The organism is Nonomuraea sp. NPDC049378, assembly GCF_055586745.1.
Genome location: NZ_JBVJHP010000006.1, coordinates 47,942 through 66,306 on the forward strand (window position 1 = coordinate 47,942; position 18,365 = coordinate 66,306).

The 18,365-nt window shown below is 69.8% G+C and carries 18 protein-coding genes; 5 read left to right on the forward strand and 13 right to left on the reverse strand.

All coding sequences use genetic code 11. The features are described from left to right. Window positions 1-353: 353 nt before the first annotated feature. Genes qcrB through ctaE form a run of 4 tightly spaced genes read right to left on the reverse strand, consistent with a single transcriptional unit; the run spans window position 354 to window position 4,583 of the window. Entirely contained in the window at window positions 354-2,015 is a 1,662-nt protein-coding gene (gene qcrB, locus ACZ6SA_RS14485) for a cytochrome bc1 complex cytochrome b subunit (RefSeq protein ID WP_347642614.1), read from the reverse strand. Next, window positions 2,012-3,124, reverse strand: a complete 1,113-nt coding sequence (qcrA, locus tag ACZ6SA_RS14490; RefSeq protein ID WP_347642613.1) for a cytochrome bc1 complex Rieske iron-sulfur subunit — start codon at window positions 3,122-3,124, stop codon at window positions 2,012-2,014. Before qcrA ends, qcrB begins: the two co-directional genes overlap by 4 nt. Then, the gene (gene qcrC, locus ACZ6SA_RS14495) at window positions 3,121-3,930 is read right to left on the reverse strand and encodes a cytochrome bc1 complex diheme cytochrome c subunit (protein ID WP_347642612.1); all 810 of its coding nucleotides are present in this window, start codon (window positions 3,928-3,930) and stop codon (window positions 3,121-3,123) included. The genes qcrA and qcrC overlap by 4 nt, the downstream gene beginning before the upstream one ends. Window positions 3,931-3,944: 14 nt before the next feature. After that, window positions 3,945-4,583 (reverse strand): aa3-type cytochrome oxidase subunit III, encoded by a 639-nt coding sequence (gene ctaE, locus ACZ6SA_RS14500; RefSeq protein WP_347620840.1) that lies wholly within the window; start codon window positions 4,581-4,583, stop codon window positions 3,945-3,947. 205 nt (window positions 4,584-4,788) lie between these two features. On the opposite strand from ctaE, the gene ACZ6SA_RS14505 reads away from it, so the two are divergent. Together ACZ6SA_RS14505 and trpD are read left to right on the forward strand one after the other, a co-directional pair. Further along, window positions 4,789-5,214, forward strand: a complete 426-nt coding sequence (locus ACZ6SA_RS14505; protein ID WP_347642611.1) for a hypothetical protein — start codon at window positions 4,789-4,791, stop codon at window positions 5,212-5,214. A gap of 6 nt (window positions 5,215-5,220) precedes the next feature. Further along, complete coding sequence (trpD, locus tag ACZ6SA_RS14510) at window positions 5,221-6,267, forward strand: anthranilate phosphoribosyltransferase (RefSeq protein ID WP_347642610.1); 1,047 nt, start codon at window positions 5,221-5,223, stop codon at window positions 6,265-6,267. Window positions 6,268-6,420: 153 nt separating this feature from the next. Here trpD and ACZ6SA_RS14515 read toward each other — a convergent pair whose 3' ends face one another. The 4 genes from ACZ6SA_RS14515 to ctaC form a co-directional block, all read right to left on the reverse strand. Next, window positions 6,421-7,632 (reverse strand): L,D-transpeptidase, encoded by a 1,212-nt coding sequence (locus ACZ6SA_RS14515; protein WP_465828262.1) that lies wholly within the window; start codon window positions 7,630-7,632, stop codon window positions 6,421-6,423. A 210-nt stretch (window positions 7,633-7,842) separates the two neighbouring features. Then, window positions 7,843-8,256: a cytochrome c oxidase subunit 4 gene (locus ACZ6SA_RS14520; RefSeq protein WP_347642608.1), complete on the reverse strand. Its 414-nt coding sequence runs from the start codon at window positions 8,254-8,256 to the stop codon at window positions 7,843-7,845. Beyond that, a complete protein-coding gene (gene ctaD / locus ACZ6SA_RS14525; protein WP_347620835.1) occupies window positions 8,256-9,917 on the reverse strand; it encodes an aa3-type cytochrome oxidase subunit I in 1,662 nt (553 codons plus the stop codon). The genes ACZ6SA_RS14520 and ctaD overlap by 1 nt, the downstream gene beginning before the upstream one ends. Then, window positions 9,914-10,678, reverse strand: a complete 765-nt coding sequence (gene ctaC / locus ACZ6SA_RS14530; protein WP_347642607.1) for an aa3-type cytochrome oxidase subunit II — start codon at window positions 10,676-10,678, stop codon at window positions 9,914-9,916. The genes ctaD and ctaC overlap by 4 nt, the downstream gene beginning before the upstream one ends. A gap of 217 nt (window positions 10,679-10,895) precedes the next feature. On the opposite strand from ctaC, the gene ACZ6SA_RS14535 reads away from it, so the two are divergent. After that, window positions 10,896-12,038 carry a cysteine desulfurase family protein gene (locus ACZ6SA_RS14535; RefSeq protein ID WP_347642606.1) on the forward strand — a complete coding sequence of 381 codons (1,143 nt, stop codon included), beginning with the start codon at window positions 10,896-10,898 and terminating at the stop codon, window positions 12,036-12,038. Further along, a complete protein-coding gene (locus tag ACZ6SA_RS14540) occupies window positions 12,035-12,280 on the forward strand; it encodes a sulfurtransferase TusA family protein (RefSeq protein ID WP_347642605.1) in 246 nt (81 codons plus the stop codon). Before ACZ6SA_RS14535 ends, ACZ6SA_RS14540 begins: the two co-directional genes overlap by 4 nt. A 48-nt stretch (window positions 12,281-12,328) precedes the next feature. Here ACZ6SA_RS14540 and ACZ6SA_RS14545 read toward each other — a convergent pair whose 3' ends face one another. Together ACZ6SA_RS14545 and erpA are read right to left on the reverse strand one after the other, a co-directional pair. Beyond that, window positions 12,329-13,315 (reverse strand): carbohydrate kinase family protein, encoded by a 987-nt coding sequence (locus ACZ6SA_RS14545; RefSeq protein ID WP_347642604.1) that lies wholly within the window; start codon window positions 13,313-13,315, stop codon window positions 12,329-12,331. A gap of 107 nt (window positions 13,316-13,422) precedes the next feature. Next, a complete protein-coding gene (erpA, locus tag ACZ6SA_RS14550; RefSeq protein ID WP_043638338.1) occupies window positions 13,423-13,776 on the reverse strand; it encodes an iron-sulfur cluster insertion protein ErpA in 354 nt (117 codons plus the stop codon). A 163-nt stretch (window positions 13,777-13,939) separates the two neighbouring features. Here erpA and nadA point away from each other — a divergent pair, with 163 nt between their 5' ends. Next, window positions 13,940-15,100, forward strand: a complete 1,161-nt coding sequence (gene nadA / locus ACZ6SA_RS14555) for a quinolinate synthase NadA (protein WP_443151858.1) — start codon at window positions 13,940-13,942, stop codon at window positions 15,098-15,100. A 34-nt stretch (window positions 15,101-15,134) separates the two neighbouring features. On the opposite strand, the gene ACZ6SA_RS14560 is transcribed toward nadA, so the two are convergent. From ACZ6SA_RS14560 to pspAB, 3 genes are all read right to left on the reverse strand, one after another. Continuing rightward, window positions 15,135-15,728: an SIMPL domain-containing protein gene (locus tag ACZ6SA_RS14560; protein ID WP_347642602.1), complete on the reverse strand. Its 594-nt coding sequence runs from the start codon at window positions 15,726-15,728 to the stop codon at window positions 15,135-15,137. Between the two features lie 266 nt (window positions 15,729-15,994). After that, window positions 15,995-17,755 carry an alpha/beta fold hydrolase gene (locus ACZ6SA_RS14565; RefSeq protein ID WP_465828265.1) on the reverse strand — a complete coding sequence of 587 codons (1,761 nt, stop codon included), beginning with the start codon at window positions 17,753-17,755 and terminating at the stop codon, window positions 15,995-15,997. Window positions 17,756-17,803: 48 nt separating this feature from the next. Then, complete coding sequence (gene pspAB / locus ACZ6SA_RS14570) at window positions 17,804-18,364, reverse strand: PspA-associated protein PspAB (protein WP_347642600.1); 561 nt, start codon at window positions 18,362-18,364, stop codon at window positions 17,804-17,806. Window position 18,365 lies beyond the last annotated feature (1 nt).

The window sequence follows — 18,365 nt, forward strand, 5'->3', positions numbered from 1 at the left end:
TGGAGCGTTCACCCACCCCGGCGCCTCCACCGCCTCGGAGCGTTCACCACCCCACCCGGCGCGTCCACCCCCGAGCGCTCACCGGCCCCTGACCCCGCGCGCCGCAGCCCGGCCGCCGGTGACATGCTCCCGGGTGCGCCCCCAGGTTCTCCCGCATCGCGTGCTTCTGTGCCCCTGTGATGGTTGCCCCAGGCCCCACCCGATCCCGGTTCCCGGCCACGGCAGGGCGTCGTCCCCACGTCCTGCCGCGGTATCGGCCCGTCCCGGCGCCCCACCTGAACCACCGCACACGGCCGCGAACGCCGACGGGCCCGGACGAGCGGTGCTCGTCCGGGCCCGTACGGTGTGCGGCGTCAGCGCGTGAGGCTGTGGTCGTCGTCGGCTGAACCGACGGCGGCGTGCTCCTCCTCGTGCCCGTGCCCGTCCCCATGCCCGCCGTCCAGCGGGATCTTCTCCCCGCCGTACGCCTTGGACATGCGCGCACGCAGCTTGCCCAGGGGCCCGCGCATGCCCTTCGGCGGGATGCCCGAGCCGTCGGGCGCGACCGGGAGCATGAGCACCGGCTCCTTGCCGCGCATGTGCGCCTCGATGTCGTCGGCCGGGGTCGTGTGGACCTCGATGAACTCACCGTGCGGCAGCCGCTTGATCACGCCGGACTCCACACCGTGCGAGATGATCGCCTGGTCGGAGCGCTGCAGGCCGAGGCACATGCGATAGGTGATCATGTACGTCAGCGCCGGCGCCACGAAGATCAGCACCCGTCCCGCGTAGGTCGTCCAGTTGAGGCTGATGTGGAAGAACGCCGAGATCTCGTCGTTGGCGCCGAGCAGCCAGAGGACACCGTAGAACGCGATGGCCGACATGCCGATCGAGGTGCGGTGCGGGTTGTTGCGCGGCCGGTCGGCGATGTGGTGCTCGCGGTTGTCGCCCGTCACCCAGCGTTCGAGGAACGGATAGAGCGCCAGACCGGTCATGATGATGCCCATCGGCACCAGCGCCGGGATGATGACGCTCAACGGCAGCGTGCCGGCATGGGATGTGCCGAAGAGGTTGATCTCCCAGGCGGGCATGATGCGCAGCGCGCCTTCGAGGAAGCCCATGTAGAAGTCGGGCTGCGAGCCGGCCGACACGTCGGCGGGCGTGTAGGGGCCGAACAGCCAGATCGGGTTGATCTGGGCGAACGTCGCCAGGCCCGTGACCACGGCCAGCGTGAACAGGAAGTACGCCCCGCCCTTGGCCATGAAGGCCGGGTAGAACGGCGCGCCGACGACGTTCTTGTTGTCGCGCCCCTTGCCGGGCATCTGGGTGTGCTTCTGCACCCACATGAGCACCAGGTGGGCGGAGATCAACGCCAGCAGGATGCCCGGGATGAGCAGGATGTGCAGCGAGTAGAACCGGGCGACGACATCCTCACCCGGATATTCCCCGCCGAACAAGAAGAACGTGATGTACGTGCCGACCAGCGGCAGCGAGATCGCCACGCCCTCGGTGATCCGCAGACCGGCGCCGGAGAGCAGGTCGTCGGGAAGGGAGTAGCCGGTCAGGCCCTCGGCCAGCGCCAGCGTCAGCAGCAGCACGCCGATGATCCAGTTGAGCTCGCGCGGCTTGCGGTAGGCGCCGGTGAAGAACACCCGGAGCATGTGGACCATCATGCCCGCGACGAACATCAGGGCCGCCCAGTGGTGCATCTGCCGGATGAGCAGACCGCCACGGACGTCGAAGCTGATCTCCAGCGACGACGCGTAGGCCTCGGACATCATGACGCCCTTGAGCGGCGCGTACGAGCCGTCGTAGGCGATCTCCATCATGCTGGGCTTGTACCAGAACGTCAGGAACGTACCGGTCAGCAGCAGGATGATGAACGAGTAGAGGGCGATCTCGCCCAGGAGGAACGACCAGTGGTCGGGGAAGATCTTGCGCATGTTGCGCTTGAGGAAGTTCGCGCCGCCGAGGCGGTCGTCGAGGAACGTCGAGGGCCCGGAGACGGCCTTCGGAACATTCGTGAGCTCGCTCACGTCTGGCCTCCTTCCCTGACCGCGGCCTCGGCGTCACCGCGCTCCCAGTAGCTGGGGCCGACGGGCACCTCGAAGTCGTGCTGGGCGATGAGATAACCCTCGGCGTCGACGGTGATCGGCAACTGCGGCAGCGGCCGGGCCGCGGGACCGAAGATGACCTTGGCACCGTCAGCGGCGTCGAACGTCGACTGGTGGCAGGGGCACAGGATGTGGTGGGTGTTCTGCTCGTAGAGGGCAGCGGGGCAGCCCACGTGCGTGCAGATCTTGGAATATGCCACGATGCCGTCGTGCGTCCAGTTCTGGCGGGTGCCGCTCTTGATCTCTTCAGGACGGAACTTGATCAGGATCAGCGTCGCCTTGGCGAGGGCGTTGAGGTCGTGCTCGTAGCCCTCGGGGACGACCGACAGGATGCCGCCGGGCGAGTTGAAGTCGGCGGCGCGGATCGGCTGGCCCGTGCCCTCGACGACGAGCCTGAGCGGCTTGCCCTCCTTGGTCTTCTCTCCCCAGACGGTGTGGCGCAGCGTCTCGTTGAACTTGGCGCCGGGCATCTTGCTGTTGTCGAGGTCGCGCAGCAGCACCAGCGGCACCAGGCCGAGCGGCGCGGCCGCGAGCAGCAGCGTGCGGCGCAGCAGCTTGCGCTTGACGAAGCCGCTCTCGTTGGCGCCCTGGACGAACGTCTCGGCCACGACGTCGCGGTCGGGGGCGGCGGAGGCCATCTCGTGGCGCTCCTGGACCAGGGAGTATTTCGGCATGATCTGGCGGACCCAGACCACGATGCCGATCGCCAGCCCCAGGATCGCCACGGTCAGGGTGCTGCCCAGCGCGAAGTTGGACACCCCGGTCGCCTCGGGCCCGCCGACCTGGAAGACCACGTAGGAGACGATGAACCCGATCGCCGCCAGGAACGTGATCATGAAACACAGGGCGACGATCTTCTCGGCCTTGCGGGCCTTGGCTTCGTCCTGCAGCGTGACGCCGGGGACCTCCTGGCCGGCCTCCTGCGGCTTCTCGGTGGCGCCGAGCATCGAGGTGCCCGGCGCGGGGGTGCCGATGACGCGCTTGGGAACGCGTTCGTCCGGCTGCTCGATCTCGTGCTCGTTGTCTGTCATGACTTCTGTCGCTTCTTCGCGGTGATCCAGATGGCGGCCAGTGCGAGGGCGCTGAGACCCACGATCCACGCTACGAGACCCTCGGTGACCGGACCGATCCGCCCGAGGCCGAAGCCTCCCGGGTCTTTCTGCGCGCGCACCTGCGTGATGTAGGCGATCATGCTGCGCTTCTCTTCGGGCGTGATCGTCGTGTCGTTGAAGACCGGCATCGCCTGCGGGCCGGTGACCATCGCCTCGTAGATCTGCGTGGGGGTCGCCTCGTTGAGGTTGGGAGCGTGCTTGCCCTGCGTCAGGGCGCCGCCGGCACCGGCCCAGTTGTGGCACTGGATGCAGTTGGCGCGGAACAGCTCACCGCCCTTGCCCGCGTCGCCCAGTTTCGGGTCGACCTGCTCGGCGCCCGGCACCTGCGGGCCGCCGCCGAGCGACTGCACGTAGGCGGAGATCTGCGTGATCTTCTCCGGGGTGACCCACTCCGGCTGCGGCTTGCGCGGCGCCTGGGGCCCAGGGTTGGCGGCGGGCATGCGGCCCGTGCTCATCTGGAAGTCGACGGCCGCGGCACCGACCCCGATGAGCGTGGGCGCCGTCTCGGTGCCCTCGGCGTTGGTGCCGTGGCAGCTCGCGCAGTGCGCCACGAACAGGCTCTTGCCCTCGGCCACGTCGTCGACCTTGCCCGCCGCCAATGCCGCGTCGGCAGGCTTACCCGCCTGGACGAAAGCGGTGTATGCCATCCCGACCAGCGCCAACGCCAAAATCAGGACGGCGTATCTCGCTAGGGGATGCCGCCGCCAAGCGGTGATCCTAGTCACAGAAGTCCCGTTCCTTAACGAATGATGTAGATGGTCGCGAAAAGACCGATCCAGACGACGTCGACGAAGTGCCAGTAGTAGGACACGACGATCGCGCTGGTGGCCTGCTCATGCGTGAAGCGCTTCGCGGCGTACGTGCGTCCCAGCATGAACAGGAACGCGATCAGGCCACCGGTCACGTGCAGGCCGTGGAAGCCCGTCGTCAGGTAGAACACCGAGGTATAGGCGTTGGCGGACAGGGTCGCGCCGTCTGACGCCAGCTCGCCGTACTCGTACAGCTGCCCCGCGATGAAGACCGCGCCCATGAGGAAGCTGACGATGTACCAGAAGCGGAGCTTGCCGACCTGCCCCTTCTCCGCGGCCCACACGCCGAGCTGGCACGTCACACTCGACAGCACCAGGATGATCGTGTTGACCGTCGCGAACGGGATGTTCAGGTCGTGCTCGGGGTTCGGGACCATGAGCGGATTCCACGCCAGGCCCTTCCCCTCGCTCACCGACCGGATGGTGAAGTACATCGCGAACAGCGCCGCGAAGAACATGAGCTCGGAGGACAGCCAGACGATCGTACCGACGCTGACCAGGTTGGGTCTGCGGTACGGCTGGGCTGCCGTCGTCGAAGTTATTGCGGATGCTGTCGCCACGGGCAGCATTATTGCGGCTCCAGTGGTCGGTCCGGCGCACGACCCCCCGTTAGAGGGCACGAACCGCGCACCAACCTGGGATAATTGGGGCAAACCACACCCAAACCGCCCAGCATGCGCGGCACGCGCTCGGGCGGCCTGGGATTGCACACCGCCGCACCGGTACGATCCCAGGTGACCATACTGCTACGACACGATAGTGAGCGCGACAGCGATGTCCACTGGGAGCACCGACGACACGATGAAGGTCCTCGTCTACAGCGACGACGCCGCCACCAGGGCCGAGGTGAGCGCGGCCATCGGCAGGCGCCCGGCCGCCGACGTGCCTTTCGTCGAGCTCGTGGAGTGCGCCACCGAGCCCAAGGTCCACCAGTGGCTGGGCTCCGGCGAGATCGACGTGGCCGTCCTCGACGGCGAGACCCAGCCGGCGGGCGGCATGGGCATCTCCCGCCAGGCGAAGGACGAGGTCTACGACTGCCCGCCCATCTGCCTGATCATCGCCAGGCGCGACGACCGCTGGCTGGCCGACTGGTCCAAGGCCGACGCCGTCGTGTCGCAGCCCCTGGAGCCGATGGTGCTGGCCGACACGGTCGCCGATCTCATGCGCCGCCGCTCCTCCACCCGACTCAACGCTAAGTAGGTGCCCATGGACTCCCGCACGACCTGGCCCACCCTGCTTTCCGCTCTCCTGTCAGGCGAGCACCTCACCTCTGACGAGACGGCCTGGGCGATGCGGGAGATCATGTCCGGCACCGCGACGTCCGCCCAGATCGCCGGCTTCGCGATCGCGCTGCGCGCCAAGGGCGAGACGGTGGCCGAAGTGGTCGGCCTGGCCCGCACCATGCTGGAGCTGGCCACGCCGCTGAGCGTCGAGGGCCCCGTGGTCGACGTCGTCGGCACGGGCGGCGACCGTGCCCACACCGTCAACGTCTCGACGATGGCCGCCATCGTGGCCGCCGCCGCGGGCGCCAGGGTCGTCAAGCACGGCAACCGCGCCGCCTCGTCCTCGTGCGGCGCCGCCGACGTCCTGGAGCACCTGGGCATCCGGCTCGACCTGACGCCCGAGCAGACGGCGCTGGTCGCGCGCGAGGCGGGCATCGCGTTCTGCTTCGCCCCGGTCTACCACCCCGCGCTGCGCTTCGCCGGGCCCACCCGTAAGGAGATCGGCGTTCCCACGGTCTTCAACTTCCTGGGGCCCCTCACCAACCCGGCCCGCCCCGCCGCCCAGGCCATCGGCGTCTTCGACGCCGCGATGCTGCCCGTGCTGGCGGGCGTCTTCGCCGAGCGCGGGGTCTCCGCCCTGGTGTTCCGCGGCGACGACGGCCTCGACGAGCTGACCATCGCCGGCACCTCCACGGTCTGGGTGGTGAAAGACGGCACCGCGACGCAGACCGGCTTCGACCCGTCGGTGCTCGGCATCCCGCGCGCCGACGTGGGCGCGCTGCGCGGCGGCGACGTGGCGTTCAACGCCCAGGCCGTGCACGACCTGGTGCGCGGCAAGACCGGCCCGGTGCGCGACGCCGTCCTGCTCAACGCGGCCGCGGCCCTGGTGGCCCTCGACGGGCCCGGCGACAACCTCGACTCGGCGATGATCGACGGCTACGCCCGCGCGGTGCAGGCGGTCGACTCGGGTGCGGCCGCGGCCACCCTCGACCGCTGGGTCGAGGTCAGCGGCGCCTGCGGCCCCGCCTGACGTCCTGGTCGCCGGTCCTCCGGGATCGCGCTGCCCGGGCGGCACGTTGTGTGGCGCGCCGAGGCCCGCGGCCGGGCGGGAGGCGGGTCTGGCGGCAGGAACCGCCGGACCGGGTGGCGTGACCCGGTCCGGCGGTCGTCGTACGGTGGCCGGCTATGGCAGGGTGACGGTGGGACCCGACTTGATCGAGCTCCACTTGAGCCACTGTTTCCAGCTCTCCTGCCAGTGCCCCCACCCGTTCGTGGGCTCCAGCTGCCGCGGCGAGCCCGTGATGATGATCGGGTCGCCGATCAGCGTGTTCTTGATGAACCACGCGGCGTTCGCCGGGCTGACGTTGACGCATCCGTGGCTGACGTTCGCGTGGCCCTGCGACCCGACCGACCAGGGTGCGCTGTGCACGTACTCGCCGCTGTTGGAGATGCGGACCGTGTTGTAGACCGTCAGCCGGTAGTAGCCCGGGGAGCCGGGCCCGATCCCCGGAGAGGTCATGATCGTCACTGGTTCGCGCGACATGGCCAGGTGGATGCCGGAGGTGGTGTAGTACTTCCACTGCCCGCCCTGGCCGGCGCTCATCGGCATCGTCCGGATCTTCTTGCCGTTGCGCCTGACCGTGAGCACGTGGTTGTTGGTGCTGCCCTTGGTGATCTGCTCGCGGCCGATCTTGAAGTTGAGCCGGACGTCGCGCTTGCCGTACATGCCGGGCCCGCCGCGCACTCCTGCCAGCTTGGCTTCCACCCGCACCTTCGTGTGCGCGGGCCAGTACTTCCGCGGCCGGAAGTCCACGTGGGTGTCGTCGAACCAGTGCCAGGCGCCCTCGACTGGTTTGGACGTGCGGACGATGAGGTTGCGCTCGACGGACACGCGGTCGGCGACCGGCTGGTCGAACTCGATCATGATGGGCATGCCGACGCCGACCGTCAGCCCGGTGTAGTCCTTGTTCGGGGTGATCGTCTTGATGTCGAACGTCTTGTTGCTCTTGACCGTCTTGAACGTGCTCTTCGCCTGGGTCTGCTTGCCCGCGGCGTCCACCGAGAGCGCGGTGACCGTGTAGGTCACGCCCGGCCTCGCCGTGACGGTGCTGCGCCACCGCGTACGGTCGCCGCTCAGGACACCGTCCAGCGAGCCGGACTTGTCGCCCTCCACGCGCACGCTCCTGAGCGTTCCCCCTTGGGCCGACACCACGACGGGCTGGTCCGTGGGCACGTCGGCGGCCTTGTCGGCCGGAGAGAACGTCACAGAGGGCGCTCGCACCCCCGCGCCCGCCATCGCGACTCCGTCGGGCTCGCCCTCCGTGCCGGCTTCCGAGCACGCGGTGAGCAGCGCCAAGGCCAGCAGGCCGGCCGATCCATACGCTACGCGCCCCACGAGTGACTCCCTTGTCCCGCTCCATTGCCTTACCTGATGAGAAATCCGCTCGCTTGGCGCCCCATACCTGGTTAGGGCCATAGAGGCAGTCCACGCAGCAGATTTCTCATTAGTACCCTGAGTGATCGAATGACCACATCCGGAGACCGGAAAAGAACACCAAAAAGCGGGCATCCTCCCTCATGGGAGCACGCCCGCCTCAGGTGTGGCTCAGTGCGAGAAGTTACCCCGGTAGTACTGGAACACGAACCCGATCATGGCCATGATGACCAGGAACACGCCGATCAGGAACATCCAGAAACCGATCACGAACCCGGCGAAGGCGAAGGCCGCCGCCAGGCAGAGGAAGAGCGGCCACCAGCTGCTCGGGCTGAAGAAGCCGATCTCCCCCGCGCCGTCGCTGATCTCGGCCTGTTTGCTGTCCTCCGGCTGGGCGCCGATGCGCCGCGCGGTGAACATCAGGTAGTAGCCGACCATGAACGCGAACCCGACCGAGATGGCCATGGCCGTGGTGCCGACCGGCTCGCCTCTGCCCATCGCCGCCTTGGTCCAGAACCAGTAGGCGATGTCGACGGCGGCGAAGAACAGGCCGCACAGCAGGAACAGCCAACCCTGGACCTTCATCAGGCCTCGACCTCCTGGGCGGACTTGGCGGACACGTGCGGATAGTGCAGGTCGAACGCGGGACGCTCGGACCTGATGCGCGGCAGCGACGTGAAGTTGTGTCGCGGCGGCGGGCATGAGGTCGCCCATTCGAGCGAGCCGCAGTAGCCCCAGGGGTCGTCGACGGTGACCTTGGGCGCGCTGCGCCAGGTCTTCCAGACGTTGTAGAAGAACGGCAACGTCGAGGCGCCCAGGATGAACGCGCCCACCGACGAGATCATGTTGAGGTCGGTGAAGCCGTCGGCCGCGCTGTAGTCGGCGTAGCGGCGCGGGAAGCCCACCACGCCCAGCCAGTGCTGGATGAGGAACGTGGTGTGGAAGCCGATGAACAGCAGCCAGAACTGCAGCTTGCCGAGCTTGTCGTCGAGCATCTTGCCGGTGAACTTGGGCCACCAGAAGTAGAACCCGGCGAACATGGCGAACACCACGGTGCCGAACACCACGTAGTGGAAGTGCGCGACGACGAAGTAGGTGTCGCTGATGTGGAAGTCGAGCGGCGGCGAGGCCAGGATGACGCCGGTCAGGCCGCCCAGGAGGAACGTCACCAGGAAGCCGACCGAGAACAACATCGGCGACTCGAACGTGAGATGCCCGCGCCACATCGTGCCGACCCAGTTGAAGAACTTCACACCCGTCGGCACCGCGATGAGGAACGTCATGAACGAGAAGAACGGCAGCAGCACCTGCCCGGTCGGGAACATGTGGTGCGCCCAGACCGTGATGGACAGACCGGCGATGGAGATCGTCGCGGCCACGAGGCTGATGTAACCGAAGATCGGCTTGCGGCTGAAGACCGGCAGGATCTCCGTCACGATGCCGAAGAACGGCAGGGCGATGATGTACACCTCGGGATGTCCGAAGAACCAGAACAGGTGTTGCCAGAGCAGCGCTCCGCCGAACTCCGAGTCGAAGATGTGGGTGCCCAGCTTGCGGTCGGCCTCCAGCGCCAGCAGCGCGGCGGCCAGCACCGGGAACGCCATCAGCACGAGCATGCTGGTCAGCAGCACGTTCCAGGTGAAGATCGGCATGCGGAACATGGTCATGCCTGGAGCGCGCATGCAGATGATCGTGGTGATGAAGTTGACCGAGCCGAGAATGGTGCCCAGACCCGACAGGGCCAGGCCCATGATCCACAGGTCGCCGCCGACGCCGGGCGAGTTGATCGCGTTGGACAGCGGCGTGTAGGCGAACCAGCCGAACGACGCCGCGCCCCCCGGGGTGAAGAAGCCCGAGACCGCGATGATGCTGCCGAACAGGTAGAGCCAGTAGCTCACCATGTTGAGGCGCGGGAACGCCACGTCGGGTGCGCCGATCTGCAGGGGCATCAGCTCGTTGGCGAAACCGGCGAACAGCGGCGTCGCGAACATGAGCAGCATGATCGTGCCGTGCATGGTGAACAGCTGGTTGAACTGCTCGTTGCTGGTGAACTGCAGGCCCGGCTGCGCCAGCTCGGCCCGCATGACCAGCGCCATGACGCCGCCGATGAGGAAGAACGCGAACGACGAGATCAGGTAGAGGTGCCCGATGATCTTGTGATCGGTGGAGGACAGCCACTTGGCGATGATCTGGCCCTTGGTGACGGGCCTGATCGGCGTCCTGAGTGGTTCTTGGATGGCGGTCACTGGGCACTCCCAGCCTGTTGGGTCGCGATGTACTGGTCGAACTCAGCCTGCGGAACGAGCTTCACCGAGAAGAGCATCCGGCTGTGGTCGACGCCGCACAGCTCAGCGCAGCGGCCGGCGAACACGCCTGTCCGGTCGAGCGTCGTGATCTCGAACTTGCGACCCGGGTTGTCCTCCGGGATGCCGGGGAGGATGTCCCGCTTGAACAGGAACTCCGGCACCCAGAACGAGTGGATGACGTCGTCGCTCTGCAGATCGAACTCGATCTTGGTCTTCGTCGGCAGGACCAGCTGGGGGCCCTTGTTGTAGTCGCTCACCGGAACGCCGGAGACCGGCGGCAGCTGCTTGCCGTCGACGGTGGTGGTGAAGCGCCAGCTCCACTGGTATGCCTCGACCTTGACCTTCACCGGCGCGTTCCCGGAGATCTGCTCCAGTCGCTCGCTGTCGCGGGCGGTGAAGAAGAAGAACACCGACACCATGACGAGCGGGATCAAGGTGTAGAGCATCTCGATCGGCAGGTTGTAGCGGACCTGCGGCGGGAGCTCGGCCTTCGCCTTGCGCTTGCGGTGGAAGATGGCCGCCCACACGATCAGGACAATGACGACGGCACCCGTGGCGAGCGCGGCGATCCAGGCCCCGTTCCACAGGCTTTGGACCACATTGCCCTCTTCGGTGATGTGGCCGGGAAGAAGGCCGCGAGACCAGTCGGCCTCGGGGACGTCATTAGCACACGCCGTAGCAGTGGCCAGCAGCAACGCCAAAGCGGCGGCGCGTGGCACCCTGCGCCGGGCCAACGAACGCCGCGTCGTACGGCGAGTCGGACTCACGGATCGCCTACCCCACAGATGTAGCCCAAGAGTCTTTCCCCTGGGCGCGTATTGCTGTTTCTGATTCATGCACAGACTGACAAGCAGACACATTAGCGTGCAGGGGCCTTGCCCCACCGCGCGACCCCTCCATGGCGCCGGAAGTGGGACGATGAGTCTCGTGGCGTATTTCGACGCGGCCTCGAGTGAGCCGCTCCACCCCCAGGCACGCGAGGCGCTGCTGGCGGCGATCGACGTCGGCTGGGCCGACCCCGCGAGACTCTACGGCCAGGCCCGCCGCGCGCACCTGCTGCTCGAACAGGCCCGCACGGAGGTGGCCGAAGCGCTCGGCGCGCGCCCCGACGAGGTGTCGTTCACCTCCTCGGGCACGCAGGCCGTGCATCTCGGCGTGCTCGGCACCCTACACGGCAGGCGCAGGGTCGGGCGTCATCTGGTCACCACGGCCGTCGAGCACTCCAGCGTGCTGCACGCCGGCGGCGTGCACGAGCGCGACGGCGGCACGGTCGAGACCGTCGGCGTCGGCCTGACCGGCCGGGTCGACCTCGACCGCTTCACCGAGGCGGTGGCCCGTCCCGGCACGGCGCTGGCCTGCCTGCAGACGGCCAACCACGAGGTCGGCACCCTGCAGCCGGTGGCGGAGGCGGCCGCGGCGTGCCGCGCCAACGGGGTGCCGCTGCTGGTCGACGCGGCGCAGACGGCCGGCCGGATGCCGGTCCCGCCCGGCTGGTCGGTGCTGGCGGCCAGCGCCCACAAGTGGGGCGGCCCCGCCGGCGTGGGCGTGCTGGCGGTGCGCAAGGGCACGCGGTTCCGCTCGTTCCTGCCGGAGGACGAGCGGGAGCGTCGGCGGGTGCCGGGCTTCGAGAACGTCCCCGGCATCGTGGCCGCGGCGGCCGCGCTGCGCGCGATGGCCGCGGAGGCGTCGCAGGAGCAGGCGCGGCTGGCCGAGCTCGTCGGCAGGATCAGGGAGACGGTCCCGAAGATCGTCCCGGACGTGGAGGTGATCGGCGACCCCGACGAGCGGGCGCCGCACATCGTGACCTTCTCGTGCCTGTACGTCGACGGCGAGGCGCTGCTGACCGAGCTGGACAAGGCCGGGTTCGCCGTGTCGTCAGGAAGCTCGTGCACCGCTAGTACGCTTCGTCCATCGCACGTTCTGGAAGCGATGGGCGTGCTGACGCATGGGAATGTCCGGGTGTCGCTGCCCAGGGGCGCTTCCGCGGCCGAGGTCGACCGGTTCCTCGCCGTGCTGCCCGAGCTGGTGCGCCGCATCCGGCAGGACGCAGGAGTCGCATGACCGAGGTTACCCAGCCGGCTTTGACGATCGACGCGCTCGGGAAGAAGTGCCCGATCCCGATCATCATGCTGGCCGCGCAGATCAACCACGTACCGCTGAACGGGGTGGTGGCGGTGCTGGCCGACGACCCGGCCGCCTACACCGACGTGCCGGCGTGGTGCAGGCTGAAGTCGCACCGCCACGTCGGGTCGTACGAGCTGCCCGAGGGCGGCTGGGCGATCCACGTCAGGCGCAACTACTGACCATCCGCGCCGGGCCGTCCCGCCGGGCGGCGGGACGGCGCGCGCCGCTCAGGGGTGATAGCAGCGGATGTGCTCGGCGATCTCCGCGGCTGCCTCGGCGCCGTAGGCGGCGCCGAACCGTTCGAGGAAGACCTGCTGGCCGAGCTCATATTCCTGGCCGCCGACGCGCTCCAGCACGTGGGTGGCGGTGAGGTTGCCGATCTGCCCGCAGCGCTCCAGCGGCAGGCCCCAGGCCAGGCCCGCGAGGAAACCGGCGCGGAAGGCGTCGCCGACGCCGGTGGGGTCGGCCTTGCCCCGCTCGGGGGCGGGAGCGACCATGATCGACGGCTCGCCCTTGCGGTCGATGACGGCGCCCTTGGGGCCGAGCGTGGTGATCCGGACGCCGACCCGGTCGAGGATCTCCGCGTCGGACCAGCCGGTCTTCTGCTCGATGAGCCCCTTCTCGTAGTCGTTGGAGAACAGGTAGGAGGCGCCGTCGACGAGGGCGCGGATCTGCTCGTCCTCCATGCGGGCGAGCTGCTGGGAGATGTCGGCGGCGAAGCCGATGCCGCGCTGGCGGCACTCCTCGGTGTGGCGCAGCATCGCGTCGGGGTCGTTGGGGCTGATGAGCACCAGGTCGAGGCCACCGGTGCGGGCGGCGACGGGCTGCAGCTCGATCAGCCGTGCCTCGGCCATGGCCCCCGTGTAGAAGGAGGCGATCTGGTTGTGGTGCTCGTCGGTCGTGCACAGGAAGCGGGCGGTGTGCCGGGTCTCCGAGACGTGCACGGATCCGCAGTCGACGCCGTGGCGCTCCAGCCACGAACGATAGTCGGCGAAGTCGTTGCCGACGGCACCCACCAGGATGGGGGTCAGGCCCAGACATCCCATGCCGAACGCGATGTTCGCGGCGCATCCACCGCGACGGATCTGTAGGTCATCGACCAGGAACGAAAGCGACACCCGGTCGAGTTGCTCGGCGATCAGCTGATCGCCGAAGCTTCCGGGGAAGGTCATCAGATGGTCTGTCGCGATGGAGCCGGTTACGGCGATGCGCACGGGGTTCTTCTTCCTCGTTGTCAGCAGGCCAGTGGGCCCAACGAGGATACGCGAAGGTCCCGCGCGCACAAAGGCGCGCGGGACCCGGCGACCAGTCGCCCGTCGCTCTAGTTGAACGAGTCGCCGCAGGCGCAGGAGCCCGTGGCGTTGGGGTTGTCGATGGTGAAGCCCTGCTTCTCGATGGTGTCGACGAAGTCGATCGAGGCGCCCATCAGGTAGGGGGCGCTCATCCGGTCGGTGACCACACTGACGCCGCCGAAGTCGGACACCACGTCGCCGTCCATCGACCGGTCGTCGAAGAAGAGCTGGTAGCGCAGGCCGGAACAGCCGCCCGGCTGCACGGCGACCCGCAGCTGCAGGCCCTCCTCGCCCTGCTGCTCGAGCAAGCTCTTGACCTTGGCCGCGGCCGCGTCGGTCAGGATCAGGCCCTGTGCCGTGGTCTCGCTGCTCTCAACCGTCATCTGCTGACTCCCTAACCCGGCTGTCTGTTTTCGACGTCCTACTGATGACGCTACCAACACCTCGGGGATGCCACACATTCCCGGGCCCACCTCCCCCTGATTGCCCGCTTTCGTCCGTGTGTCATGATGAGTATCGTCAATTCGACGATAAGGGGGTACGGCCATGGCCACCCAGACTGGACTGCCGCTCTTCGTCCTCGGCAGTGGCGCCGATCCGCACAGCGAGAAGGGGGTCGAGTGTCCCGGCGAGCTACCGCCCGCCTCCGACCCCGGCCTCGTGGAACGCGCCCGCAAGGCGAAGGAGGCCCTCGGCGACCGCCTCTTCGTGCTCGGCCACCACTACCAGCGCGACGAGGTCATCCAGTTCGCCGACGTGACGGGCGACTCCTTCAAGCTGGCCCAGCAGGCCGCGGCCCGGCCCGAGGCGGAGTACATCGTCTTCTGCGGCGTGCACTTCATGGCCGAGTCCGCCGACATCCTGACCGGCGACGCCCAGAAGGTGATCCTGCCGGACCTCGCGGCCGGCTGCTCGATGGCCGACATGGCCACGTTCGACCAGGTCGAGGAGTGCTGGGACGCCTTGGAGGACGCCGGGCTGGCCGGCCAGGTGATCCCGGTCACCTACATGAACTCCAGCGCCGACATCAAGGCCTTCTGCGGCAGGAACGGGGGCGCGGTCTGCACCTCCTCCAACGCCCGCCGCGCCCTCGACTGGGCCTTCGAGCAGGGCGGCAAGGTGCTGTTCCTGCCCGACCAGCACCTCGGCCGCAACACGGCCGTCCTGGAGATGGGCATGTCGCTGGACGACTGCGTGGTGTGGAACCCGCACCGCCCGGGCGGCGGGCTGACGCGGGAGCAGCTTGAGCGCGCGCGGATGATCCTGTGGCGGGGCCACTGCTCGGTGCACGGCCGTTTCACCGCCGAGTCGGTGGACGACGTACGCGCGCGCATCCCGGGCGTCAACGTGCTCGTGCACCCGGAGTGCCGCCACGAGGTGGTGCTCAAGGCCGACCACGTGGGCTCGACCGAGCACATCATCAGGACGCTCGAGGCGGCGCCGGCGGGCTCCAGCTGGGCGATCGGCACCGAGCTCAACCTGGTCAAGCGCCTGGCCCAGACGTTCCCCGACAAGAACGTCTCGTTCCTGGACCGCACGGTCTGCTACTGCTCGACCATGAACCGGATCGACCTGCCCCACCTGGTGTGGGCGCTGGAGTCGCTGGTGCTCGCCGAGGACGGTGCGGTCGTCAACCAGATCACGGTGGACGACGACACCGCCCACTGGGCCAGGGTCGCCCTCGACCGCATGCTGGCCCTCCCGTGACGCGCCGCCCGAGGCCCAGGACCGGGCCTCGGGCTTACGCGAAGTCGTAGCCGACCCGGACCCTCACCGAGAGGGTCTGGCGGCCGGGACTGATCGAGGCGCCGCTCTCCGCGGCGGCCATCGTGAGCGGCTGCGGGCCGCTCGCGACCTCCTCGCTCACCGACACCACGCGGCCCAGCGGGCGGCCGGACAGCTCGGCGTACTGGGCCGCCTTGGCGGCCGCGTCGCGGAACGCCAGGGCCCGGGCCTCCCGCAGCGCGCCGGCCGGGTCCGACACCTCGAACACCACGCCGTTGAGCCGGGCCTCCTCGCCCACCCCCGCCACGGTGTCGATGACGCCGTCGGCCCCGGCCAGGTCGCGGACGACGACCTCCACGCCCCGCGCCCCGCGGTAGGCGGCCACCTTCGGATAGGACTCGTACTCGGGCCCGAGGGAGAGCTCGGCCGTGCGGACGTCCTCAGGGGCGATCCCCGCCCCGCTGAGCGCCTCGGCCAGCCGGGCGGCGGCGGCCCTGACGGCGGTGAAGGCGTCTGCGGCCGACGCCCTGCGCACCTCGACGCCGGCATGCAGCCGCAGGATGTCGGGCACGGCCAGGACGGCGCCCTCGCCGACGACGGTGATGTCCATACGGTGTCCTTCCCGCCCGGCGGTCGTGTCCCTCACTGCGTATCAGATCCCCCGGCCGCTTACGAGGCGTTCCCGCTGAAGCGGAAGCCCGTGCGGTCGAACTCCGCCCTCTCCGGCGCCGTCGCCGGGGCCCGGCTGACACGGCCGGGCAGGTCGATCACCACGGCCTCGTACCCGGAGCCCCTGGTGCGCCGGACCGCCGGGTGCTCGCCGCCCCGCCGGCCGATGAGCCGCCTGCCGGCGGGACGGGACGGTGACCGCGCCGGTCACCCGTTCACGGGACCACCTCGGCGTAGGTCCGAGACGGCGTCCACGATCGCCTCCGGGGCTTCGAGCGGCACCTGGCGGCCGATGGCCGGCAGGCGTACGAGCTCGGCCTCCAGGTCCCGCGCGAGCCGCTGCTGGCAGGCGTCCCGCTCGCCCGTGCTGATCACGGTGACCGCCACGCCGGGGACCGGTTTCTCCTCCCTGAGCCGGTGCAGGTCGGCCGCCATGTCGCGGCGGGCCAGCCACTCCCCCACGACGGCGGCCGGCACCTTGCCCATGCTGTAGACGCCCGCCGGGTCGGAGCAGCCCGCGAACAGCCGGTGCGCCGGAGGGCCGATCATGCGGGCCAGCGCGGTCGCGCCCCACGTGCCGCCCAGGGCGGGCAGCCACCGGCCCGCGGACCTGGCCAGCGCGAGCGGCCGCCGCTCCCTGGCGCAGGCCGGGGCCACGAGGACGAGCCCCGCCACGCAGAGCGGGTGCAGCCTGGCGAACGCCTCCGCGTGCCAGCAGGCCACGCCGTGGGCGACGACCGTCACCTGCTCGGGGTGGGCGGGGGCCAGCGCGGCCAGCCTGGCGACCTCGGCGTACAGGGTGGGCGGGGCCGGCGAACGGGGACTGAGGCCGAGCCCTGGGCGGTCGAAGCGGATGACGCGGTGACGCCTTCCGAGTTGCGCGGCCACCGCGTCCCAGTGGAACCAGGCGCCCGCGGCGCCCGCCGTGATGAGCACCGCGGGCCCGGTCCCCTGCTCGACCACGTGGGGCGGCCCGTATCCGTCCACCGCTCCGAAGTCCGGCCTCATGCCCGGCGCCCTTCCCGGCCCGCGCGTGCCCGGCGGCCCGCCCGCCACCGCGCCGAGGGCGACGCCGGGGCCCGCGTTCAGCGCCATGCCGGGGCCCGCGCCCAGCACCTCGCCAAGGTCCGCGTCCGGCGGCACACCCGCCGCGGCCTCCCCCGCCGCGCCCGGCACACCGCGCCCCGCGGCGTCCCCCGCGGCGCCCGGCCCGATGCCCGGTGCGGCACCTGCCGCGACGCCGGGGGCAGCGTCTGAGGCAGCGCCTGCCGCGACGCCGCGGACGGTGCCCGACGCGGGCGGCGCGGGTCGTGCTTCGCGGGCCCGCGAGACGGACGCGGGCCCCAGGAGGGGGACCGGCGTCTGGTGGTCGTCCGACACGAGCAGGTGCAGGGCCGCGTACACGAGCCAGATCGCGAACATCGTCAGCTGGGCCCGGTGCGCGATCCCCACCCCCTGCCCCGCCGCGAGCGCGCCCACCGTGAGCAGTGTGGCGGCCACGCTGAGCCAGGTGAGCAGCCACGACACCCACGACCGCCACCGCGCGCCGAGCAGCACCATCGCCGCCAGCCCGCAGATCGTGGACAGCGCCCCCGCCAGCGTGTGCGCCCGGTGCGGCCAGGACGGCTCCCGCAGCCCGCAGGCCGGGTCGCTCAGCGCCGCGCAGTCGAGGGGGAACACTCCTGAGGCGAAGGTGAACAGCCCGAACGCGGCCACCGCCAGCCAGCCCCGCCACTCGCGCGCCGTCCTCGGCAGGAGCAGCACGCCGGACACGCACGCCAGTCCGGCAAGCCCGTCGCTGACCCGGAACAGGCGCGTCCACGGCTGGTCGCGGGCGGCCAGCTCGCTGACGTACCCGTGGGCCCTGTCGACCGCCGGTGTGGTGAACTGGCCGGTGATCCACGCGCTGCCCAGCACCGCCGCCACGATGAGCGCGGATGCCGCAAGCACGACCAGTCTTCGCTCCACGTGACCATTAGACCACTGTGGGTGGTTATCGCCGGAAAGGCCCCCTGGTCAGAGGCCGGGCGCACCCCAGACGGGGAACCACCGGCTGAGGTCCTTCTCCAGCGGCAGCTCACCCTCCAGCGCGCCTCTGGCCTGCAGTTCGAGCGCGTTGTCGCGCCGCTGCCCGGAGAGCGGCGCGAACGGGTAGAACGTGCCCCGTTTGTACAGGTAGACGACCGCCAGCCGGCGCCCGTCGTCCGGGGCGGCGAACGACACCAGCGAGCACAGCAGCGAGGGCCCGAACCCGGCCGACTCCAGCGACGAGTTGACCGCGTGCAGCTCGGTGACCAGGTCGCTGAGCGCGTCGGGCGCGCGGCGCACCAGCAGCCAGGTGTAGCCGTAGCCGTCGTCGGACTCCTCGACGCGCTCGCCGAGCAGCGCCTTGACGTCGCGTTCGAGCGTGGCGAACGCGCCTCCCTCAGCGGCCCTGAACGCCACCGAGCCGAGGCCCGTGGGCGTGAGCCCGGTCGCGGCCTGCAGCGTCACGGCCGCGGACGGCAGCGCGAACAGCGCGTCGAGGTTGGGCTTGACCGGCTTCGACCGGCCGAGCAGCGCATCGAGCCAGCCCATG